Source organism: Halomonas sp. BLK-85 (genome assembly GCF_044792155.1).
GTDB lineage: Bacteria > Pseudomonadota > Gammaproteobacteria > Pseudomonadales > Halomonadaceae > Vreelandella.
Window position 1 is genome coordinate 65,734 of the sequence record NZ_CP087731.1, and the last position, 18,445, is coordinate 84,178.

Genomic DNA, 18,445 nt, shown 5'->3' on the forward strand with positions numbered 1-18,445 from the left:
GGCTTTCGTGAAGCTGCTGATTCTGGATGCGGGACACTGTCTGAGCCTGGCGCTGGCGCGGGAAGCCTGCCGCCGCTCGGATACCGAGTTGGTAATAGAAGCAGGAACGGCGCTGAGTGCCAAGCGGGTGGCGGCAGTATCGCCCGATGCCGTGATTATCCCGCCCTTGGCGCATCCTCTGAACATGGTGCCTGCCGAGGTGACCGCCCATGCTGATGCGGTGGATGCCTGCCTGGATGCCTGCAAGGCTCATCAGACAACGCTGGTGTGGTGCGTCTCTGATCAGCTCTATGAGGAGGGGTTTGAGGTACCGATTGACGAGCACCTGGTGCCGGCACCCAGGGATGAAAGCCTGCGCCGCCTGGTCAGGACCGGGGATCGTATTCGCGCTGAATATGCCCAGCACCTGATTGTGCGCCTGGGGCCACTGTTTGCGTTGGAAGGCAGCCATGCCTGGCTGAACGAGGTAATCGACAGCCTGGTCATCGGGGAGAATGTCAGCGCCGCCGAGGATGTGATTTTCTGCCCCACCAGTACCGATGCCGTGGCGCTGGCGCTGGTGGGCATGCTCCAGCAGCTTGGCTGTGGGGTACAAGCCTGGGGGGCCTATCATCTGGCGGGCACGGAGCCGGTCAGTGCCTTCACCTTTACCTCCATGGTGCGTACCCAGCTGGGGACCCGCCTGGAAGGTCGCGGTGAAGAGGTGGCGCTTGGCGAAGTACAGGCACAGAAACACCATCACGATGCCAAGTTGCGCCGAGTGTTGAACTGCCGGCGCGTACTGGAAACCTTTGGTGTCCACCAGAAGCCCTGGCGGTTGGAAGTCGGACGCATGCTGGATGCCTGGTGCATGATGCGCGATGACGACCATACCCGCGCAGCGGAGGGTCGCCCGCGATGAATGTGCTGCGCAGTGTGATTTTTTATATCGGCTACTTTGCTGCCATGCTGTTGATTGGCCTTCTGTGTTTGCCTGTCGCACCCTTCCTGCCGCTTGCCGGGCGCTATCGCCTGCTGAACCTCTACAACCATTTTTTGATGGTCTGGTTTCGCGTGGCCTGCGGCGTGCGCTATGAAATTGAAGGACGAGACAACCTGCCTGATGGCCCCTGCGTGATACAGGCCAACCATCAGTGCGAGTGGGAGACGGTGTTTTTGCAGGTCATGAAGCCGCCGGTATGCACGGTGCTGAAGCAGGAGCTACTGCGTTTCCCGATTTTCGGCTGGGCGCTCAGGCTGCTCCATCCGATCGCGCTTGACCGTTCGCGGCCTGCCCGTGCCATGAAGCAGGTACTCACTCAAGGGGTCATCCGGCTGCAGAGCGGGCTATCCGTGCTGATTTTCCCTGAAGGCACGCGGGTGGAGCCCGGGGTTCGCAAGCGTTATAACAAGAGTGGCAGCGTGATTGCCTGCCGTGCCGGCGTGCCGGTGCTGCCCGTGGCGCACAACGCGGGTGAGCGCTGGCCGGGGCGTCACTGGGTCAAGCGCCCGGGCGTTCTGCGCGTACGCATTGGCGCACCGATCACCACGCACGGTAAAACGTCTGATAGCGTGAATGCCGAAGTGGAAACCTGGATTGAAGCCCAGCTGCAGGAAATTTCAGACGTGCCGCGTCCGCTTAAAGTGTCCTGACCGCAACCGGGCTGCAAGCTCTGGAACCAGAACGGCGCCAACCTTGTGGGTTGGCGCCGTTCTGTCAGTGCCGGATTGTCGGATGCGATAGCCGATCAGCTGGCATAGCGCTGGAACACCAGGCAGGCATTGGTGCCGCCAAAGCCGAAGCTGTTGGAAAGCACGCGCTGCAGGTTAACGCCATCCCGGCGCTGGGTGACGATATCAAACCCATCCGCCTGTTCATCAAGCGTGTCAATGTTCGCTGACGCAGAGACAAAGTCATGCTTCATCATCAGCAGCGAGTAGATGGCTTCCTGCACCCCGGTCGCCCCCAGTGAATGGCCGGTAAGTGACTTGGTAGAGCTCATCGCCGGGGTAGTATCGCCGAACAGCGCACGCACTGCCTGAAGCTCGGCGACATCCCCCACCGGCGTTGAGGTCCCGTGAGTGTTGATGTAATCAATGTCGCCGTCGACAGTATCCAGGGCCTGCTGCATGCAGCGCACAGCGCCTTCGCCGGAAGGCGCGACCATGTCGTAGCCATCGGAGGTGGCGCCATAGCCCACCAGTTCGGCGTAGATGTGGGCACCCCGCGCCTTGGCATGCTCAAGCTCTTCCAGTACCAGCATGCCGCCGCCGCCGGCAATCACGAAGCCGTCGCGCGTCTGGTCGTAGGGGCGCGACGCTTTCTCAGGGGCCTCGTTATATTGGGTGGACAGGGCACCCATGGCATCGAACAGGCAGGTAAGCGTCCAGTGCTCCTCTTCGCCGCCGCCGGCAAAAACAACATCCTGCTTGCCCAGCTGGATCTGCTCCATGGCACTGCCGATACAGTGAGCCGAGGTGGCGCAGGCCGAGGAAATCGAATAGTTGACGCCCTTTATCTTGAACGGTGTGGCCAGACAGGCGGATACCGTGCTGCCCATGGTACGGGTCACGCGATAGGGGCCGACCCGGCGCAAGCCTTTCTCACGCAGTACATCAGCCGCTTCTACCTGATTGGCACTGGAGGCACCGCCCGAGCCGGCAATCAGGCCGGTGCGTTCGTTGGAGACCTGTTCTTCCGAAAGGCCAGCGTCTTCAATAGCTTGCGCCATGGAGACATAGGCATAGGCGGCCGCGTCGCCCATGAAGCGCAACAGTTTGCGGTCAATCAACTCATTCAGATCAATATCGACGCTGCCGGCAACATGACTGCGCATGCCGCGTTCGGCGTACTCTTCCTTGAAGCTAATGCCACTGCGCCCGTTCTTGAGCGCATCCAGGACCTGTTGCTGATCATTGCCGAGACAAGACACGATGCCCAGGCCGGTGACTACCACTCGTCGCATGGGAGCCTCCTGTTAAAAATTCGCAGTGGAGGTAAATAGGCCAACGCGCAGGTCGTTTGCCTGATAGATTTCACGCCCGTCGACGGTCACTGTACCGTCGGCAATGCCCAGTATCAGGCGACGGGTAATGATGCGCTTGATATTGATGTTGTAGGTAACCTTTTGAGCGCCGGGCAGAATCTGGCCGGTGAATTTGACGTCACCACAGCCCAGGGCTCGCCCGCGACCCGGGTGACCCAGCCAGCCGAGATAGAAGCCGACCAGTTGCCACATGGCATCCAGACCCAGGCAGCCAGGCATGACCGGATCGCCCGGGAAGTGGCAATCAAAAAACCACAGGTCCGGGGTGATGTCCAGTTCGGCAATAAGCTCACCTTTATTACTTTCACCGCCGTCTTCGGTAATGCTGGTAATGCGATCAAGCATCAGCATGTTGGGTGCTGGCAATTGGGCATTGCCCGGGCCAAAAAGCTCGCCGCGTGAGCAGGCCAGCAGTTCATCGCGATCAAAAGAGTGTTGCTTGGTCACTGAAACGTTCCGAATATCGAGATTATTGTTGGCCGCGTGCGGCACCCAAGCCGAAGCGGAGTGCCAGTGCACAGGCCGCAAGGCCATCACTAGTTTACTTCCCGACGCTTGCGAATGCACGTCGACTGTTCAGCCAAGACTGCCAGAATGCCTTCTTGCAAAGCCATACAAGGCACTAATGGCTTGCAGCGTGACACTTTCAGGCCGGGTGATGCAAACAGCGTTGAGGCCGGCTGATCAGCAGCACTGCGCAAATGATGCCCGATCATCGCTCAGGAAGCGAGGGCCCGTCAGAGATCTCGCCATTTTGTCATCATGGTTTACATAGCCGAAAATGGAAAAAGCCTATAAGCGATAGCCAGCTGATCCTCTAGGGTGTCTTTCTTGCATCTCACAGTGATGCCTCCTAGACTTCCTGTTCAACAGCTTGACGGGGTGCCGGTGAATCCGGCTGAGATAGCGCAGGGCGTATCCTTCTGATATTTGCCAAAGCGCTGGTCCCGCTGAACCTGATCCGGCTAATGCGCTGCGGCTTACACAAGTTCGCAGCGCGGGTACCGGCGTAGGGATCAAGCGATGGCCGCGGCTATCCTCACGCCACCTTCCGGGCCATTTTCTCGGTCTTGTGCTTACGCCTACCCTCCGGATCCTTATTTCTGGAGGCCTTATGGGTTATTGCTTTACTGATCTGACGACTAGTTGCCACACCGACTGGCGCGCCTATATTGAGCATGATTTTGTGCGTCAACTGGGCATTGCCACGCTTCCCGAACCCGCGTTTCGCCACTATCTGAAACAGGATTACCTGTTTCTGATTCACTTTGCCCGCGCCTATGCCTTGGCCGCCTATAAAAGCCCGACGCTGGCTGATCTGCGCCAGGCCCATGAAGGGTTGAAAGCCATTGTGGATGTCGAACTCGGCCTGCACGTGAGCTTTTGCCAGGAGTGGGGCATTTCCGAAGACGAGCTGGCCCAGCTGCCGGAAGCGCGCGCCACCCTGGCCTATACCCGCTACGTGCTGGATACCGGCAACCGCGGTGACCTGCTCGATCTGCACGTGGCACTTGCCCCTTGCCTGGTGGGCTATGGGGACATTGCCAACTGGCTGAATGCCCAGCCTTTTACCCTGCGTGGTGCGAAAAACCCCTATGACGCCTGGATCGCCATGTACGCAAGCGAGGAGTATCAGGCCGCCAGACAGGCCGAGCTGGAATGGCTCAACGCCCGTCTGGCTGATGTGACCCCCGCCCGCTTTGCCGAGCTTAGTCGTATCTTCCACGATGCCACTCGCCTGGAAATCGACTTCTGGCAGATGGGGCTGGATCTTGCTCATTAACCCCGCGAAGCCAGACATCACGACGAAATCCTGCCCAAGGATTCTGCCAAGGTGGCGCACTTCTGCTCCCACCCGTTCAATCGGTAAGCACTGCGCAAGCCGGTTGTTGGTCAGCGCGCGCGTGACAACCCCAGCACGATAATCCCACCGATGACCACGGCGCCGCCTACCAGCTGGCCAGGGGTCAGCATCTGCCCCAGAAAGAGATAACCCAGCAGTAGAGACGCCACCGGTTCGAAATTCATGACCGGTGCGTTTCTCGCCATATCCAGGCGCGGGACACTGATAAACAGGATGGAAAACGCGCTGCCGTACAACACTGCCAGCAGCATCAGCCCTGTCCAGCCGGTGGTGTTGTCCGGCAGGTTCATGCCGCCGGGCATCGCGCCCAGCAGCCCACCCAGGATCATGGCAATAAACACCGTCTGCATGGTCAGCCAGCTGCGTAGGGTACTGCCTACCCTGGCCAGCCGGTGTTCGGTAATCCATAGGGTGCTGGCCAGGGCGAAGGCGGCGGCCAATCCAAAGCCAATACCTGTCAGCCATTCAGGCCCCATGGCCGCCGCATTGGCCAGCCAGGCAGGAATATCAAGCACCACAAGGAGCCCGATCAGGATGGTGCCCATGATCAGGCAGCTGCGCAGTGAAGGCCGTGGCCCACCCAGCGCCCAGGTCAATAGCGCCAGCTGGAGGGGAAAGGTGTTCACCAGCAGCAGGGCGATGACCACGGGCAGGCGGGCAACCGCTGAATAGAGGCAGACGCTTTGAATGGCAATCAGCACGCCTGCGGCAAGCTGCCATGGCCAGGTGCCGGGTGGCAGCCAGAAACGCTTTTTCTGCATCATCAAAAGCGCCAGCAGGATCAGGCAGGCCACTCCTGAGCGCATCAATACCGCAAGCAACAGGCCCGTGCCATTATCAAATGCCAGCCGCGCCGCGACATGGTTGGCGGCAAACAGGGTGGCGACCGACATGATCAAGGGGATGGCCAGGTGGCGGGGCAGAACGTCAGATGATGCGGCGGAGGACATAATGTTTGATCCAACCTGAGCAGGATAATAAGCACAGCAAAGTGAAAGTCAGCCAGATCAAGCATACTATGCAGCCTATGATAGGAGAATTGAATGGCTGCAGATTCCAATGCCCTTAATGTAGCACTATCCCTGTTGATCAACCTGGATGCGGCGCTGGTCGATATCGTGCTGCTTTCCTTGCAGGTATCGCTCCTGGCGGTATGCCTGGCGGCGGTGATCGGTTTCCCCATGGGGGCGGCGGTGGCACTATGGCAGTTTCCTGGCCGCGGCCTGATGGTGGTGGCGCTGAATGCCTTGATGGGTTTGCCGCCCGTGGTAGCCGGCCTTGCCGTGTACCTGCTGCTATCCCGGGCCGGCCCGTTGGGCGAGTGGGGGCTGCTGTTTACCCCGAGCGCCATGGTGATTGCCCAGGTGGTGCTGGTACTGCCGATCCTGGCGGCGCTGTCGCGTCAGAAGGTTGAAGAACTCCTGGCTGAGTATCAGGAACAGTTTGTGTCGCTGGGTATGTCACGCCTGCGCATGATGCCGACCCTGCTGTGGGATGCGCGCTTTGCGTTGCTTACCGTGCTGTTGGCCGGATTCGGGCGGGCCAGCGCGGAAGTCGGCGCGGTCATGATGGTGGGCGGCAATATAGACGGAGTGACCCGAGTCATGACCACCTCCATTGTGCTTGAAACCAGCAAGGGCAACCTTCCGCTGGCGCTCGGCTTGGGGATCGTGCTGTTAACTCTGGTGTTGATGATCAATGCGGCGGCCTATCTCGTCGGTGAGTGGGCGCGGAGGCGAACCGGATGACCGTTTTACAGCCACTGGATACCCATGTTGACGTGTACCCACGAGCATCACTGATATTTGACCGGGTCACGTTCAGTTATCAGGGTAAACACCTGTTGGGCCCCTGCTCGTTTACGCTTCAGGGGGCTGGCCCGACCCTGGTGATGGGTCCCAACGGTGCGGGCAAAAGTTTGTTACTGCGCCTGGCCCACGGCTTGCTGGCGCCTGCGTCCGGACGCGTTCACTGGTTGCCGCAGCGCCCGCGCCAGGCCATGGTTTTCCAGCAGCCCGTCATGCTACGCCGCTCGGCCATTGCCAACCTGATGCATGCGCTGGCGGTTAACAAGACACCGCGCCGCCAGCGCCGTGAAATGGCACATGCGGCGCTGACGCGCTTCGGCCTGGCAGCCAGTGCGGAGACGCCAGCCAGGGTACTTTCCGGCGGTGAGCAGCAGCGTCTGGCTCTGGCGCGTGCCTGGGTGCTGGCCCCTCAGGTACTGTTTCTGGATGAGCCGACCTCCGCTCTTGATCCTGCCGCTATCAAGGCAGTGGAGGAAGCCGTGTCCGCTTTTCAGCGCCAGGGCACACGCGTGGTGATGACCACCCATGATATTCATCAGGCACGGCGGCTTGCCGCCGATGTCCTGTTTATGGCGGGTGGCCAGGTGCTTGAGCATACGGTTGCCCAGCGCTTTTTTGAACAGCCTGCCTCACCCGGCGCGCAGGCGTATCTACGCGGTGACATTATTGAGTAATGCCGATGCCCCAGATGTTAAATGGCATGTTCAAGAGACATGCAGTGCTTAAAGCCCTGACGCTGGCGACCATGATCAGTGGCGCTTTGATGACTCAGGCCCACGCCGATGATTTTATTACCCTGGCATCCACCACCTCGACGGAGAATTCGGGGCTGTTTGCAGCCATTGTGCCGGCTTTTGAAGCCGCAACAGGGATTGAAGTGCGAGTGGTGGCGGTGGGTACCGGCCAGGCGTTCGAGATCGCCCGGCGTGGCGATGCCGACAGCCTGCTGGTGCATGACACGATCGGTGAGGAGCAGTTTGTGGCCGAGGGTGGCGCCAGCGAACGTGCGGATGTGATGTATAACGATTTTGTGATCATTGGCCCTTCTGATGATCCGGCAGGTATTGCCGATGCCAAGAGTGCGACAGATGCGTTAGCCCTGATAGCGGATGCCAAAGCGCCTTTTACCTCCCGTGGGGATGATAGCGGCACCCACCGTGCCGAACAGCGCTTGTGGGAAAAGGCAGGGATGGACCCCGAGGGCGGCTGGTACCGTGAACTGGGTAGCGGTATGGGGCCAACCCTGAATATTGCCGCCGCTATGGATGCCTACGTAATGGCAGACCGGGCTACCTGGGTGGCGTTTGAAAACCCTCAGAATCTGGCGTTGCTGTTTGCCGGCGATGAGGGGCTCTTCAATCAGTATGGCAGCCTGGTGCTGTCTGCCGAGCGCCACCCGCACCTGAAGCATGATCTGGCAGCGCAGTGGCAACGTTGGCTACTCTCGGAAGACGGTCAGCAGGCGATTGGCGCCTTTGAGGTAGACGGCCAGCCGCTGTTCTTCCCCAATGCGCAATAATGTCGCAGGGTTGGGGGCTGAGGTTGTAATATCGCTGCCGCGTACCCATGGTATAGGCTATATAGGTGGCGCATGCTGGCGCCTGCCATTAGTCAGCTTGCGGTTGTTCAACTTGCTTGAAATAAGGAGTATGTGATGTCGTTACGCATTAATGAAGTTGTGCCGGATTTTGAAGCCGATACCAGCCAGGGGCCGATTCGCTTTCACGACTGGATTGGAGATAGCTGGGCGATTCTTTTTTCACATCCCAAAGATTTTACGCCGGTCTGCACCACCGAGTTTGGCGCGGTGGCTACGCTGGATGCCGAGTGGAAAAAGCGCGGTACCAAGGTGATTGGTGTTTCCGTTGATGGTGTTGAAGAGCATAAGCGCTGGATCAACGACATCGAGACGTATTGCGGTAACGATGTTCACTTCCCGATCATTGCTGATGAAGAGCTGAAAGTATCCAAGCTGTTCAACATGCTGCCAGCAGAAGCCTATATGCCGGATGGCCGCACCCCGGCAGACAGTGCGACGGTGCGCTCTGTCTTCATTATTGGCCCGGATAAGCAGCTGAAGCTTTCCATGACTTACCCGATGACGGTTGGCCGTAACTTTGCCGAAGTACTGCGCGCCCTGGATGCCCTGCAGACCAGCGCCAGCCACGGGGTTGCCATGCCAGCCGACTGGACCCTGGGCCAGGATGTCATCATTCCTACCAGTGTTTCCGAAGAAGACGCCAAGACGAAGTTTGGTGAATATGACACTGTCTTTCCTTATCTGCGCAAGGCCAAACTGCCTGAGTAAGTGGCGAGTCTAATATTGGCTATAAACCTGAACCACCCTGACGGTCAGCCCGCCAGGGTGGTGTTATATATCAGGTAGTGGTGGTACAGAAAGCTATCTCAGCCAGCTGACCGTATCCCAGGCATGCTGCTCAGGCGTCAGTATGTTCTCGCGCGCTTTTTCCAACTCATCTTGGCTGATATCACCCAACCCATAGGCGTGCCCATGGCGTTTGGCATGACCTTCAATCCACCCATTGGTATAGCGAAACCCGGGAATGCCTTTTTGGGTTTCATGAGGCTGGCCTTGCTCACCATCAAGAAAGCCACGAATCCAGGCACGACGATAGCTATAGATGAACATGTAGATACCTTGATTACCCGACTGGATAAACAGACGCTTTTTAGCGTTTGGTTTTAAGCTAATAGTATAATATTGTAAAATATCTTATGTTGCAATGCAGCGTTAATTCACAGCGTCAAGCAGGCCCGTAGAGGAGATGGAAGTTGATGACAGCATGGTATCTGGCAGGCTTGCTGGCAGGATTGGTACTGCTGGGCGTGGCATTGCAGCGGCGTTTTCACCGTCGTCTTCATCGCGAGTTGGCGGCCCCTCGAGAAGCCGTCAACCGCTCGTTGGAAGACGTTGGGCTGCAGGGTGAAACCGTGCATTTCATGACAATGAGAGAGCGGATGCTGGAAGCCTGGTGGCTGCCTGCAAAGGCACCAGAGGGGCAAGTGGTGATTACCCATGGCTGGGGAGCCAACCGTGAGACGCTGCTGCCGCTTGCGCCCTTGCTGCTCGAGGCGGGATGGAGTGTCTTGCTGATTGATGTGCGCAACCACGGCAATAGCGATGATGATACCTTCTCCTCCATGCCGCGCTTTGCCGAAGATATTGACGCCGCCCTGAGCTGGCTGAAGCACCATCAGCCCGCTTTGCCTACGGCACTGATTGGCCACTCGGTCGGGGCTGCGGCGACCTTGCTATGCGCCTCACGGCGCGATGATATTGCCGCTGTGGTCAGCCTGAGCAGCTTCGCCCATCCGGATGGCATGATGCGCCGCTGGCTGGATGCCAAAGGCTTGCCGTTCTTCCCGCTGGGCTGGTACGTGATCCGCTATGTGGAAAAAGTTATCGGCCATCGCTTTGAGGCCATCGCCCCGGTCACGACACTCCCTCAGATCTGCTGCCCGGTCCTGCTGGTGCATGGCGAGAGCGACGATATCATTCCGTTAAGCGACGCGCAGCGGCTCACCCGGAAACAGACGCCCGGTGTGACCTTGCGGGTGGTGCCCGGAGGGCATGATCTGAGCGACAGCCTGGCGCGTCATGGTGATGAGCTGCTGGCGTTTCTGAATGCCGCCATTGATACGCCCGCCAGCGAACGCTGTGCATAAACGAAAAAGCGCTCTTCAGCGAGCGCTTTTAATTTCCTGGATGGGAATGCCATCAGTCCTGCTTGGAAAAACTGTCAAAGGCTTCCAATGCCTGTGCGGCATAGGTGTAGGCCGGGCCACCGCCCATATACATACATACGCCCAGCATTTCCATGAACTCTTCACGGGTAGCGCCCAGTTCGGCGGCTGCCTTGGAGTGAAAAGCAATACAGCCGTCGCAGCGGATGCTGATGCCAATGGCCAGCGCCATCAGTTCCTTGTGTTTGTGTGACAGCGCCCCTTCCTTGTTGGCACCCTTGGCCATCTGCGTGAAACCCTTGGCGACATCAGGAATGTTCTTGCCGATTTCCTGCATCAGGGCGGAAAGGTCCTGGGTCGTTTTCTGCCAGTCTTTATGCATGTGTTTTTTGCTCCTTTCAAGAAATCATTGTGCCTGGAAAAGCCGCATTGTAATCGATGGTTATGCTATTTAATAATCAATATATTCAACATTTGATGCAGGTCAGATTAGCCACCCTCGGGGGGCGTAATCAGGCTAGCCGGTGTCGTGCATAACCATGTCCAGTACGGGGAATTAGCCTACCATCGCCGCATAACGTTTATCGGGGTGGTGGTATGTTTGATACGTCAATAAACACCAGGCGGATGAAAAAGACGGCGCTTGATAGCGCCGATATTCGTATCCTCAGCGCCCTGCAGCGCCATGGTCAGCTCAGCAAGACCAAGCTTGCCGAGCTGGTCAACCTTTCCCCTACGCCCTGCTGGGCACGTCTGGATCGCCTGAAATCGGCGGGCTATATCCGGGGTTACCATGCCGATATTGCCCTTGAGCGTGTACTTGATATCACCCGTGTCATGGTCACTCTGTCGTTGATGCATCACCGCAAGGAAGATTTCGAACGTTTCGAGAGCTATATCCGCAACGTTGAAGAAATCACCGAGTGTTACGTCACCGGCGGGGGAATGGATTATGTATTTCAGGTCGTGGTGCCAAGTCTCGCTGCCTTCCAACACCTGATGGACCGACTGTTATCCGAAGACCTGAGTATCGATCGCTACTACACCTATTTCATCACCCGCCAGGTCAAGTCTACCCAGCCGAACCTTTCGGCCCTGACACCTCATTCCAGCCCATAACCAATTGGTCTGCAGTCAATCAAAAACGAGTCTTTTCGGTCGTCTAAAGAACCTGTTTTCAGTCTGCATGATCAATTTCCAGGCGCTATTCTTCTCGAACAATTAAACATCACGGTACGTCGTGCCGCTGATTGAAAAAAGAGGCCAACGTCATGTCATCATCCGTCAACACCGGTTTCGGTACACAGATCCGTAAATCCCCTTACTTTGATGCCACTGTGCGGTGGGGTGTACAAGGGTTTTCTGTTTATAACCACATGTATATTCCGCGCGATTTCGGTAGCCCGGAGCAGAATTTCTGGAACCTGGTGAATACCGCCATCCTGTGTGATGTGGCCGTTGAGCGCCAGGTTGAAATTACCGGGCCTGATGCAGCGGTATTCACCCAGTTGCTGACCCCGCGCAACCTGTCGAACATGGCCGTTGGGCAATGCAAGTACGTGCTGATCACCAATGCCAGCGGCGGTATTCTCAATGATCCTATCCTGCTGCGTTTAGGCGAAAATCACTTCTGGCTGTCGCTGGCCGATAGCGACATCCTGTTATGGGCCCAGGGCGTTGCTGTGAATTCGGGGCTGGATGTCACCATCAGCGAGCCGGATGTTTCGCCTCTGCAGCTGCAGGGCCCGGTGTCGGGCGAGATCATGAAAAGCCTGTTTGGTGAAAGCATCATGGATCTGCGCTATTACTGGCTGCGCGAGGTGGAACTGGACGGTATCCCGATGATCGTTTCCCGTACGGGGTGGTCCAGCGAGTTAGGGTATGAAATCTACCTGCGTGATGGCAGCCGGGGTGATGAGCTGTGGGAAAAAATCATGGCGGCGGGCCAACCCTTCGGGCTTCAGCCCGGCCATACCTCGACTATTCGCCGAATTGAAGGCGGCATGCTGTCCTATCATGCCGATGCCGATATTCATACCAACCCCTATGAAGTGGGCCTGGGTCGTCTGGTGGATTTGGAAATGGAAGCAGACTTTATCGGCAAGGCGGCGCTCAAGCGCATCCAGCAGGACGGGGTTCGCCGCAAGCAGGTGGGTCTGTGCATTGATGGTGTGGAGCCGTTGAGCAGGCCGAATAGTGATTTCTGGCCGATTGACTGCCAGGGTAAAACAGTGGGCAAGGTGACCTCTGCAGTCCATTCCCCGCGTCTGGCACGCAACATTGCATTGGCCATGGTGGATATCGACTATGCCGACATTGGCACCCAGGTGGAAGTGATGATCGCAGGGGAACCGGTGCAGGCTATTGTGGCTGAAAAGCCGTTTTATGACCCTAAAAAGCAGCTGGCCGCGGCCTGAATGTAGTCATCGGAAAGGAAAACTGTATGTCAGCACTCTCTATCGAACTCGAATGGACACGCAATGCCGATGAACTGACACCGGGTGCCTATGCCAATGCGCATCGAATTGACTATAACGATGACACCGCGGTAATGGTAGACGCGGCCCCGGACTGGGGAGGGCATCCGGCCAATACCAACCCGGAACAGGCCCTGGCGGCGGCACTTTCCAGCTGTCATATGATGACGTTTCTGGCGCTGGCGGCGAAGGCAGGCTGGCCGGTTGCCCGCTATCATGATCAGGCAACTGCCGAGCTTGGCAAGAATGCCAAAGGGCAGATGTCGGTCACCCGTATCGACCTGCACCCACACGTCCATTTTGACGCGGGTTTTGAGGTGGATGACGCAGAACTGGACAAGATGCAACAACGCGCGCACCGTTACTGCTTTATTGCCAATACCCTGGCCAGCGATGTTGCCATCGGTATCCAGTCACGTTAAGGACAGCCGCGCCTATGAACAATCATTACAATAATAATGATCGCCAGGCCTCGCATACGGCCGGGAAAGCCCCTAACCCGTATAACCAGGGGCTGGATCGCAACCCGGCCAACTTCCAGCCGCTGACGCCGCTGCAGTTTCTGGAACGCGCTGCCAGCGTCTTCCCTGAGCATATTGCAATCGTGCATGGTCGCCTGCGCCGTAACTATGCAGATTTCTATGCCCGCTCCCGCCAACTGGCATCAGCGCTTACCGAGCGCTATGCCATTGGCCGCGGCGATACGGTCAGCGTAGTGTTGGCCAACACGCCGGAAATGCTGGAATGCCATTACGGTGTGCCGATGTGCGGTGGCGTATTACACTCGATCAATACCCGCCTGGATGCGGCGACGATTGCCTTTCAGCTTGATCATGCCATGTCGAAAGTGGTGATTGCCGATCGCGCTTTCATGGTGTTGGTGAAAGAGGCACTGGCGTTGGCCTCTGTCAGGCCTGTACTGATTGAGGTCAATGACCCTGAAGACGATTCGCCCCTTTCCTCTGCTGAGCTGCCGGGCGATATCCCCGACTATGAAGACGTGATCGCCACCGGCAGCCCATACTTTGCCTGGCTGATGCCGGAAGACGAATGGGACGCGATTTCCATCAATTACACCTCGGGCACTACCGGCAACCCCAAAGGTGTGGTCTCTCATCATCGCGGTGCCTATCTGCTGGCGCAGGGCAATGCGCTGACCACGTCGATGCAGAAACATGCCGTCTACCTGTGGACGCTGCCGATGTTTCACTGCAACGGCTGGTGCTTCCCGTGGACACTTTCGGCGATTGTCGGTACTCATGTTTGCCTGCGTCAGGTGCGCGCCGAGCCCATCTGGGCAGCGCTGGCCGATGAAGGCGTCACGCACCTGTGCGGTGCGCCGATAGTGATGTCGCTGCTGATTGATACCCCTGAGGCCGAACGGCCTCCGTTGGACCGTCAGGTGCAGTTCTTTACTGCCGCTGCCCCGCCGCCCGAGCGGGTGCTGGCCAGCATGAACACCCTTGGGTTTGATGTCACTCACCTCTACGGCCTGACAGAAACCTATGGCCCTGCGGTGGTGAATGACTGGCACCTTGACTGGTCAGACTGCACCCAGGAGGAGCAGGCGCGGCTCAAGGCCCGCCAGGGCGTTCGCTACCTGCCGTTGGAACAACTGGAGGTGCTTGACCCGATCAGCAGCGAACCGGTTCCCCATGACGGTGAAACCCTGGGCGAGGTGATGTTCCGCGGCAACGTGGTGATGAAAGGCTACTTCCGCAACCCGGACGCCACGGCTGAGGCGTTTGCCAACGGCTGGTTTCATTCCGGTGACCTGGCGGTAGTGCACCCGGACGGCTATCTGCAGCTCAAGGATCGCACCAAGGATGTGATTATTTCTGGCGGCGAAAACATCTCGTCCATCGAGATTGAGGAAGTGCTCTATCGTCACCCCGCCGTCAGCGTGGCAGCTGTAGTCGCCATGCCCCATGAAAAGTGGGGGGAGACGCCTTGCGCCTTTATTGAGCTTACCCCCAACAGCGAGGCAGATGAAGGCACCTTACGGCAGTGGTGCCGCGACCACCTGGCGCCTTACAAGGTACCGCGTGAATTTGTGTTCGCCAGCATTCCACGCACCTCCACCGGCAAGATCCGCAAGGTCGCGCTGAGAGATCAAATGCGCGAACCTTCTTAGGCATTATTAAGTGCTTAGGCATTATTAAGTGCTAGGTAGTGTGAAATGCTTAGGTATTGTGAAAAGAGTAATGACCAAGCTAAAAAAGCCCCGAATCATCGGGGCTTTTTACTGCGAGCCTGCTAAGTGTCGTGTCACCACTTATCGTTGCGTAGTCTGATCGATGGCAAACACCGTGGTGGTGCCGCTGACTTCATTACCGACAATCAATAGCGGCCGACCGTCAGCATCCGGGCTCTTGTCGGCAGACACAAAATACAGGCCCTCTGCTCCAAGGTCAGTCTGGGTCAGCGCTTCAGGCTCGTTGGCAAGACTGAAATCACGGTGGTTGATGTAGTCCACCAGGGTGGTATCAGCCGGTGAAGTGATATCGTACATCATGATGCCACCGATCCTTTCCAGGCCGACAAAGGCATAGGTGCTATCATCAATGTGGCCGATCGCAATGCCTTCAGGCTCAGGGCCTTTGTCATCTGAACGTGCGTCAAAGCTGTCGTTTTCATCGTTGTTTGAATTGAAGTCATCCGGGAACATCGCCGCGATGGTTTCTTCCATCTGTGATCCAGTGTCGAAGACTTTCTTAAGGCCGTCAGCAGTCACCTGGAAAATGGACATGGAGCGTGCTCCATAGGCATACAGGGTGTCGTAAACGCACGCACGTTCAATATCCGTTGACAGGGCCGACGGGTCGCAGCCGTTACTCACACCCAATGTCGAGGTTACGCGCAGACGGCCAAGATTTTCTTCCTTCTGGAGAGTGTCAGCATCCGGGAAGGCAGTCGGGTCCAGTTGCAGGTCCTTGACCCGGAATTCCTCACTCCAGGCATCATAATCACGGGCATCACCTTCATTGGCGGTGACGACATACGTCTCGCCGTCGGTCTCGTAGACGCGAATCGTATCGGGCTGATAAACGCCCATGACTGGCCAGTGCTGGATGTTGATGGCGTCATCCCGGTTGCTGGCGTCGAGCCCCTTGCCCGACCAATCACCATCAGCGGACCAATCCTTGAAACCTAGTGGGAAAACATCGCTGACCGTTGCAGATGCGATATCGACAACCCCGATGGCATTGTTTTCCTGCAAAGAAATATAGGCGGTGCTGGAATCGGCGGAAACCTCTACCCATTCAGGTTCCATATCCTGGGCGGCACTGGCGCCTGGGCCAAAGATCCGCACACCTGCTTCACGCAGGGCATCTTCCTGGCCGTTAAACGCTTGAAAGTGGGCGTGACGAACGTCTGCCTGGGTCAGGTTTTCAATACCGACGGAAAGGTCAATGACCGAGACACTGCCTTCAGGGTCAATAGTATAGTCGTCATTGGGCTCGCCTTCGTTGGCGACGACGACGTAACGGCCGTCTGGTGAGAAGGTCAGGGCATCAGGAAGGGCGCCAGCTTCAACAAAGCTCAGGCGATTGCCGTTGGTGTCATAAAAAGCCACGACGCCGGGGTTCGTGGCTTCCTGGGCTTCTACCGCGATCGCGAGGGTGCCATTCATGACGGCAATACTGTTGGCGTCCGCCCCCAGGTCTGAAACATCAATGGTGGACACCCGTTTCAGACGGCTGGGATTGCTCATATCGAAAATATCAACTTGACCGCTGGCCGCGTTGATGACAAAGGTGCGCTCAGACGCTGGGTCAAACGCGGTAATTTCAGCGGCGCTTTCGTCAAAAACACCGCTTTGATAGTGACCAATGGCAGAAAGCGTATGCGCTTTGGTTGGCTGAGCAGAAACGTTAGCCTGGGCGTAACCGGCCACAAAAGCACCGTTGACAAGAGTGGCCAGAATAGCGGCGGCGAGAGGTTTGGGCTGCATAAAGGGAAATCCTCTATCAATCAACAGTGAAGGTCAGAGCGAGCGGCGAACACGCGTAAAGAGAGTGAATGCCGCAAAGTACTGTTAATACTCTATGCCGCTCAGATGACAGTCAGATGTCGCTATCTTTGCCATCTAATCAGGCAGCATCGATCGGTTTGTCAGCGAATGCGGGGATATAAATTTAGTGGTGCCTTTAGTAAGCAGCAATGTATTACTATGTTGCTTTTAAACTGGCTAATACAGGAAGGCAGAATGAAAAAATGGTTAGCACTGGCGGGCGTGATGGTGATTACCAGCGGTTGTCAGAATATGGATGCGATGGGGCCCTTGATGGATGCCGGCTCGCAAATGGGCGCTATGTCCGGCGAGAGTGAGGCGTCTCCTCTGGCCAGTGGTATCAAGCAGGCGCTGGCGCTTAGCTCAGAGCGGGCCAGCGACAACCTTTCCATGCCTGGCGCCTTCGATATACCGCTTCCTGGCCCTGGGCAGCAGATTGCCGATACCCTGCGCCAGTTGGGTATGGGGCAGTATGTCGACCCGGTGCAGAATGCCATGAATCGAGGGGCTGAACAGGCCGTGGCCGAAGCGGCACCGGTGTTCAAGACAGCGGTGCAGGAAATGAGTGTGGATGATGCCATGGGCATTATTCGCGGTGGCGATACCGCGGCTACCCAGTACTTCCGTGCCAATACGGAAGATGCCCTGCGTTCACGTTTCGCACCTATTGTGCAAAGCAACCTGGAACAGACGGGCTTTTATGATCAGTACCAGTCGATGTTGCAGGTCTACGATCAGCTACCCATGACCAACCTGCCGGAGATGGATCTGGAGCGCCATGTCGTTGATAACAGTATGGAAGCCCTGTTCAGTGAGATTGGCGCACAGGAAAGCCTGATTCGCCAGGACCCAGCGGGGCAGGGAAGCGCCCTGATCGGTCAGGCGTTCGGGCTGCTGGGTAATCAGTCCGAATAGATCGAACAGCGGTAAGCGACTTCGCCGGAGGTTGTCGGGGCGTTTTCAGGCTTCGTCAACCAGCAGTTTGACCATCTTGTCATGGCCTTCCAGGGCTGCCCAATGCAGGGCATTCTGGCCGTCCTGGTCGGCCAGCAGAGGGTCGGCGCCGTGGTCAAGCAAGGCGTTGGCCAGGCCAAGGTTATTTTGCTTGGCGGCCCATATCAGCGCTGTCCAACCCAGGTCGTCCTGATGATTGGGGTTGGCGCCTTTTTCCAGCAGGATGCTGGCGATGGCGGGCTGTTCGCTGACAACCGCAATCATCAAGGGCGTGTACTGGCTGTCATCCTGGTGCTCCAGGCTGGCGCCTGCCTGATAAAGCGCTTTGACCATAGCCATATTGCCCAGCGAGGCGGCTTTCATCAGCGGGGAAAATCCACAGTTATCGGCCATATCAAGGGCGGCGCCGCGTTTTATCAGAGCTTCAACGTCATCCTGCTGCTGTTTTTCCACGGCCAGAAAAAGTGCCGTGCGGCCGTAGTGGTCGCGCTGGTTGATATCGTGGGTGGCCAGTTGATACAGGCCGACAAGCATGGCGCCAACCAGTAAGGTTGACGCCATGCCTGCCAGCATTGGAAATTGCTGCAAAAATGCTT

General features: G+C 57.4%; 20 protein-coding genes and 1 riboswitch. Of the genes, 13 read left to right on the forward strand and 7 right to left on the reverse strand.

Annotated elements, in window-relative coordinates:
* The first annotated feature begins 7 nt into the window (after positions 1-7).
* Together LL947_RS00280 and LL947_RS00285 are read left to right on the forward strand one after the other, a co-directional pair.
* Complete coding sequence (locus LL947_RS00280) at positions 8-901, forward strand: sugar nucleotide-binding protein (RefSeq protein WP_404415090.1); 894 nt, start codon at positions 8-10, stop codon at positions 899-901.
* Positions 898-1,632 carry a lysophospholipid acyltransferase family protein gene (locus LL947_RS00285; RefSeq protein WP_404415093.1) on the forward strand — a complete coding sequence of 245 codons (735 nt, stop codon included), beginning with the start codon at positions 898-900 and terminating at the stop codon, positions 1,630-1,632. Before LL947_RS00280 ends, LL947_RS00285 begins: the two co-directional genes overlap by 4 nt.
* A gap of 95 nt (positions 1,633-1,727) precedes the next feature.
* Here LL947_RS00285 and fabB read toward each other — a convergent pair whose 3' ends face one another.
* Positions 1,728-2,945: a beta-ketoacyl-ACP synthase I gene (gene fabB / locus LL947_RS00290; protein WP_499833594.1), complete on the reverse strand. Its 1,218-nt coding sequence runs from the start codon at positions 2,943-2,945 to the stop codon at positions 1,728-1,730.
* A 12-nt stretch (positions 2,946-2,957) separates the two neighbouring features.
* Complete coding sequence (gene fabA, locus LL947_RS00295) at positions 2,958-3,473, reverse strand: 3-hydroxyacyl-[acyl-carrier-protein] dehydratase FabA (protein WP_290821810.1); 516 nt, start codon at positions 3,471-3,473, stop codon at positions 2,958-2,960.
* Positions 3,474-3,894: 421 nt separating this feature from the next.
* A riboswitch (TPP riboswitch) is annotated at positions 3,895-4,059 on the forward strand.
* Positions 4,060-4,140: 81 nt separating this feature from the next.
* Here fabA and tenA point away from each other — a divergent pair.
* Positions 4,141-4,809: a thiaminase II gene (gene tenA / locus LL947_RS00300; protein WP_290821808.1), complete on the forward strand. Its 669-nt coding sequence runs from the start codon at positions 4,141-4,143 to the stop codon at positions 4,807-4,809.
* A gap of 110 nt (positions 4,810-4,919) precedes the next feature.
* Here tenA and LL947_RS00305 read toward each other — a convergent pair whose 3' ends face one another.
* The gene (locus tag LL947_RS00305) at positions 4,920-5,840 is read right to left on the reverse strand and encodes an EamA family transporter (RefSeq protein WP_290821806.1); all 921 of its coding nucleotides are present in this window, start codon (positions 5,838-5,840) and stop codon (positions 4,920-4,922) included.
* 93 nt (positions 5,841-5,933) lie between these two features.
* Here LL947_RS00305 and LL947_RS00310 point away from each other — a divergent pair, with 93 nt between their 5' ends.
* The 4 genes from LL947_RS00310 to LL947_RS00325 all read left to right on the forward strand — a co-directional run bounded on the left by LL947_RS00310 (position 5,934) and on the right by LL947_RS00325 (position 9,006).
* Positions 5,934-6,638 (forward strand): ABC transporter permease, encoded by a 705-nt coding sequence (locus LL947_RS00310; protein ID WP_499833595.1) that lies wholly within the window; start codon positions 5,934-5,936, stop codon positions 6,636-6,638.
* Complete coding sequence (locus tag LL947_RS00315) at positions 6,635-7,372, forward strand: ATP-binding cassette domain-containing protein (RefSeq protein WP_499833596.1); 738 nt, start codon at positions 6,635-6,637, stop codon at positions 7,370-7,372. Before LL947_RS00310 ends, LL947_RS00315 begins: the two co-directional genes overlap by 4 nt.
* Before the next feature lie 5 nt (positions 7,373-7,377).
* Positions 7,378-8,217, forward strand: coding sequence for an ABC transporter substrate-binding protein (locus tag LL947_RS00320; RefSeq protein WP_499833597.1), 840 nt, complete (start codon positions 7,378-7,380; stop codon positions 8,215-8,217).
* Between the two features lie 135 nt (positions 8,218-8,352).
* The gene (locus LL947_RS00325; protein WP_499833598.1) at positions 8,353-9,006 is read left to right on the forward strand and encodes a peroxiredoxin; all 654 of its coding nucleotides are present in this window, start codon (positions 8,353-8,355) and stop codon (positions 9,004-9,006) included.
* 93 nt (positions 9,007-9,099) lie between these two features.
* Here the strand turns inward: LL947_RS00325 and LL947_RS00330 are convergent, their stop codons facing one another.
* The gene (locus tag LL947_RS00330; protein WP_290821798.1) at positions 9,100-9,348 is read right to left on the reverse strand and encodes a hypothetical protein; all 249 of its coding nucleotides are present in this window, start codon (positions 9,346-9,348) and stop codon (positions 9,100-9,102) included.
* Between the two features lie 146 nt (positions 9,349-9,494).
* Between LL947_RS00330 and LL947_RS00335 the strand changes: the two genes are divergently transcribed.
* On the forward strand, positions 9,495-10,385 hold the full coding sequence (locus LL947_RS00335) for an alpha/beta hydrolase (protein ID WP_499833599.1): 891 nt from the start codon (positions 9,495-9,497) through the stop codon (positions 10,383-10,385).
* A gap of 52 nt (positions 10,386-10,437) precedes the next feature.
* Here the strand turns inward: LL947_RS00335 and LL947_RS00340 are convergent, their stop codons facing one another.
* Positions 10,438-10,785, reverse strand: a complete 348-nt coding sequence (locus LL947_RS00340) for a carboxymuconolactone decarboxylase family protein (RefSeq protein WP_171702843.1) — start codon at positions 10,783-10,785, stop codon at positions 10,438-10,440.
* A gap of 215 nt (positions 10,786-11,000) precedes the next feature.
* Here LL947_RS00340 and LL947_RS00345 point away from each other — a divergent pair, with 215 nt between their 5' ends.
* From LL947_RS00345 to LL947_RS00360, 4 genes are all read left to right on the forward strand, one after another.
* Positions 11,001-11,522: an Lrp/AsnC family transcriptional regulator gene (locus tag LL947_RS00345; protein WP_499833600.1), complete on the forward strand. Its 522-nt coding sequence runs from the start codon at positions 11,001-11,003 to the stop codon at positions 11,520-11,522.
* A 152-nt stretch (positions 11,523-11,674) separates the two neighbouring features.
* The gene (locus tag LL947_RS00350) at positions 11,675-12,820 is read left to right on the forward strand and encodes a glycine cleavage T C-terminal barrel domain-containing protein (protein ID WP_499833601.1); all 1,146 of its coding nucleotides are present in this window, start codon (positions 11,675-11,677) and stop codon (positions 12,818-12,820) included.
* Positions 12,821-12,846: 26 nt separating this feature from the next.
* Positions 12,847-13,302 carry an OsmC family protein gene (locus LL947_RS00355; protein ID WP_290821791.1) on the forward strand — a complete coding sequence of 152 codons (456 nt, stop codon included), beginning with the start codon at positions 12,847-12,849 and terminating at the stop codon, positions 13,300-13,302.
* A gap of 14 nt (positions 13,303-13,316) precedes the next feature.
* A complete protein-coding gene (locus LL947_RS00360; RefSeq protein WP_499833602.1) occupies positions 13,317-15,014 on the forward strand; it encodes an acyl-CoA synthetase in 1,698 nt (565 codons plus the stop codon).
* 141 nt (positions 15,015-15,155) lie between these two features.
* Here the strand turns inward: LL947_RS00360 and LL947_RS00365 are convergent, their stop codons facing one another.
* Positions 15,156-16,835 (reverse strand): choice-of-anchor I family protein, encoded by a 1,680-nt coding sequence (locus LL947_RS00365; protein ID WP_499833603.1) that lies wholly within the window; start codon positions 16,833-16,835, stop codon positions 15,156-15,158.
* A gap of 255 nt (positions 16,836-17,090) precedes the next feature.
* On the opposite strand from LL947_RS00365, the gene LL947_RS00370 reads away from it, so the two are divergent.
* On the forward strand, positions 17,091-17,810 hold the full coding sequence (locus LL947_RS00370; RefSeq protein ID WP_404415132.1) for a DUF4197 domain-containing protein: 720 nt from the start codon (positions 17,091-17,093) through the stop codon (positions 17,808-17,810).
* 45 nt (positions 17,811-17,855) lie between these two features.
* Here LL947_RS00370 and LL947_RS00375 read toward each other — a convergent pair whose 3' ends face one another.
* On the reverse strand, positions 17,856-18,410 hold the full coding sequence (locus tag LL947_RS00375) for an ankyrin repeat domain-containing protein (RefSeq protein WP_499833604.1): 555 nt from the start codon (positions 18,408-18,410) through the stop codon (positions 17,856-17,858).
* Between the last annotated feature and the right edge of the window lie 35 nt (positions 18,411-18,445).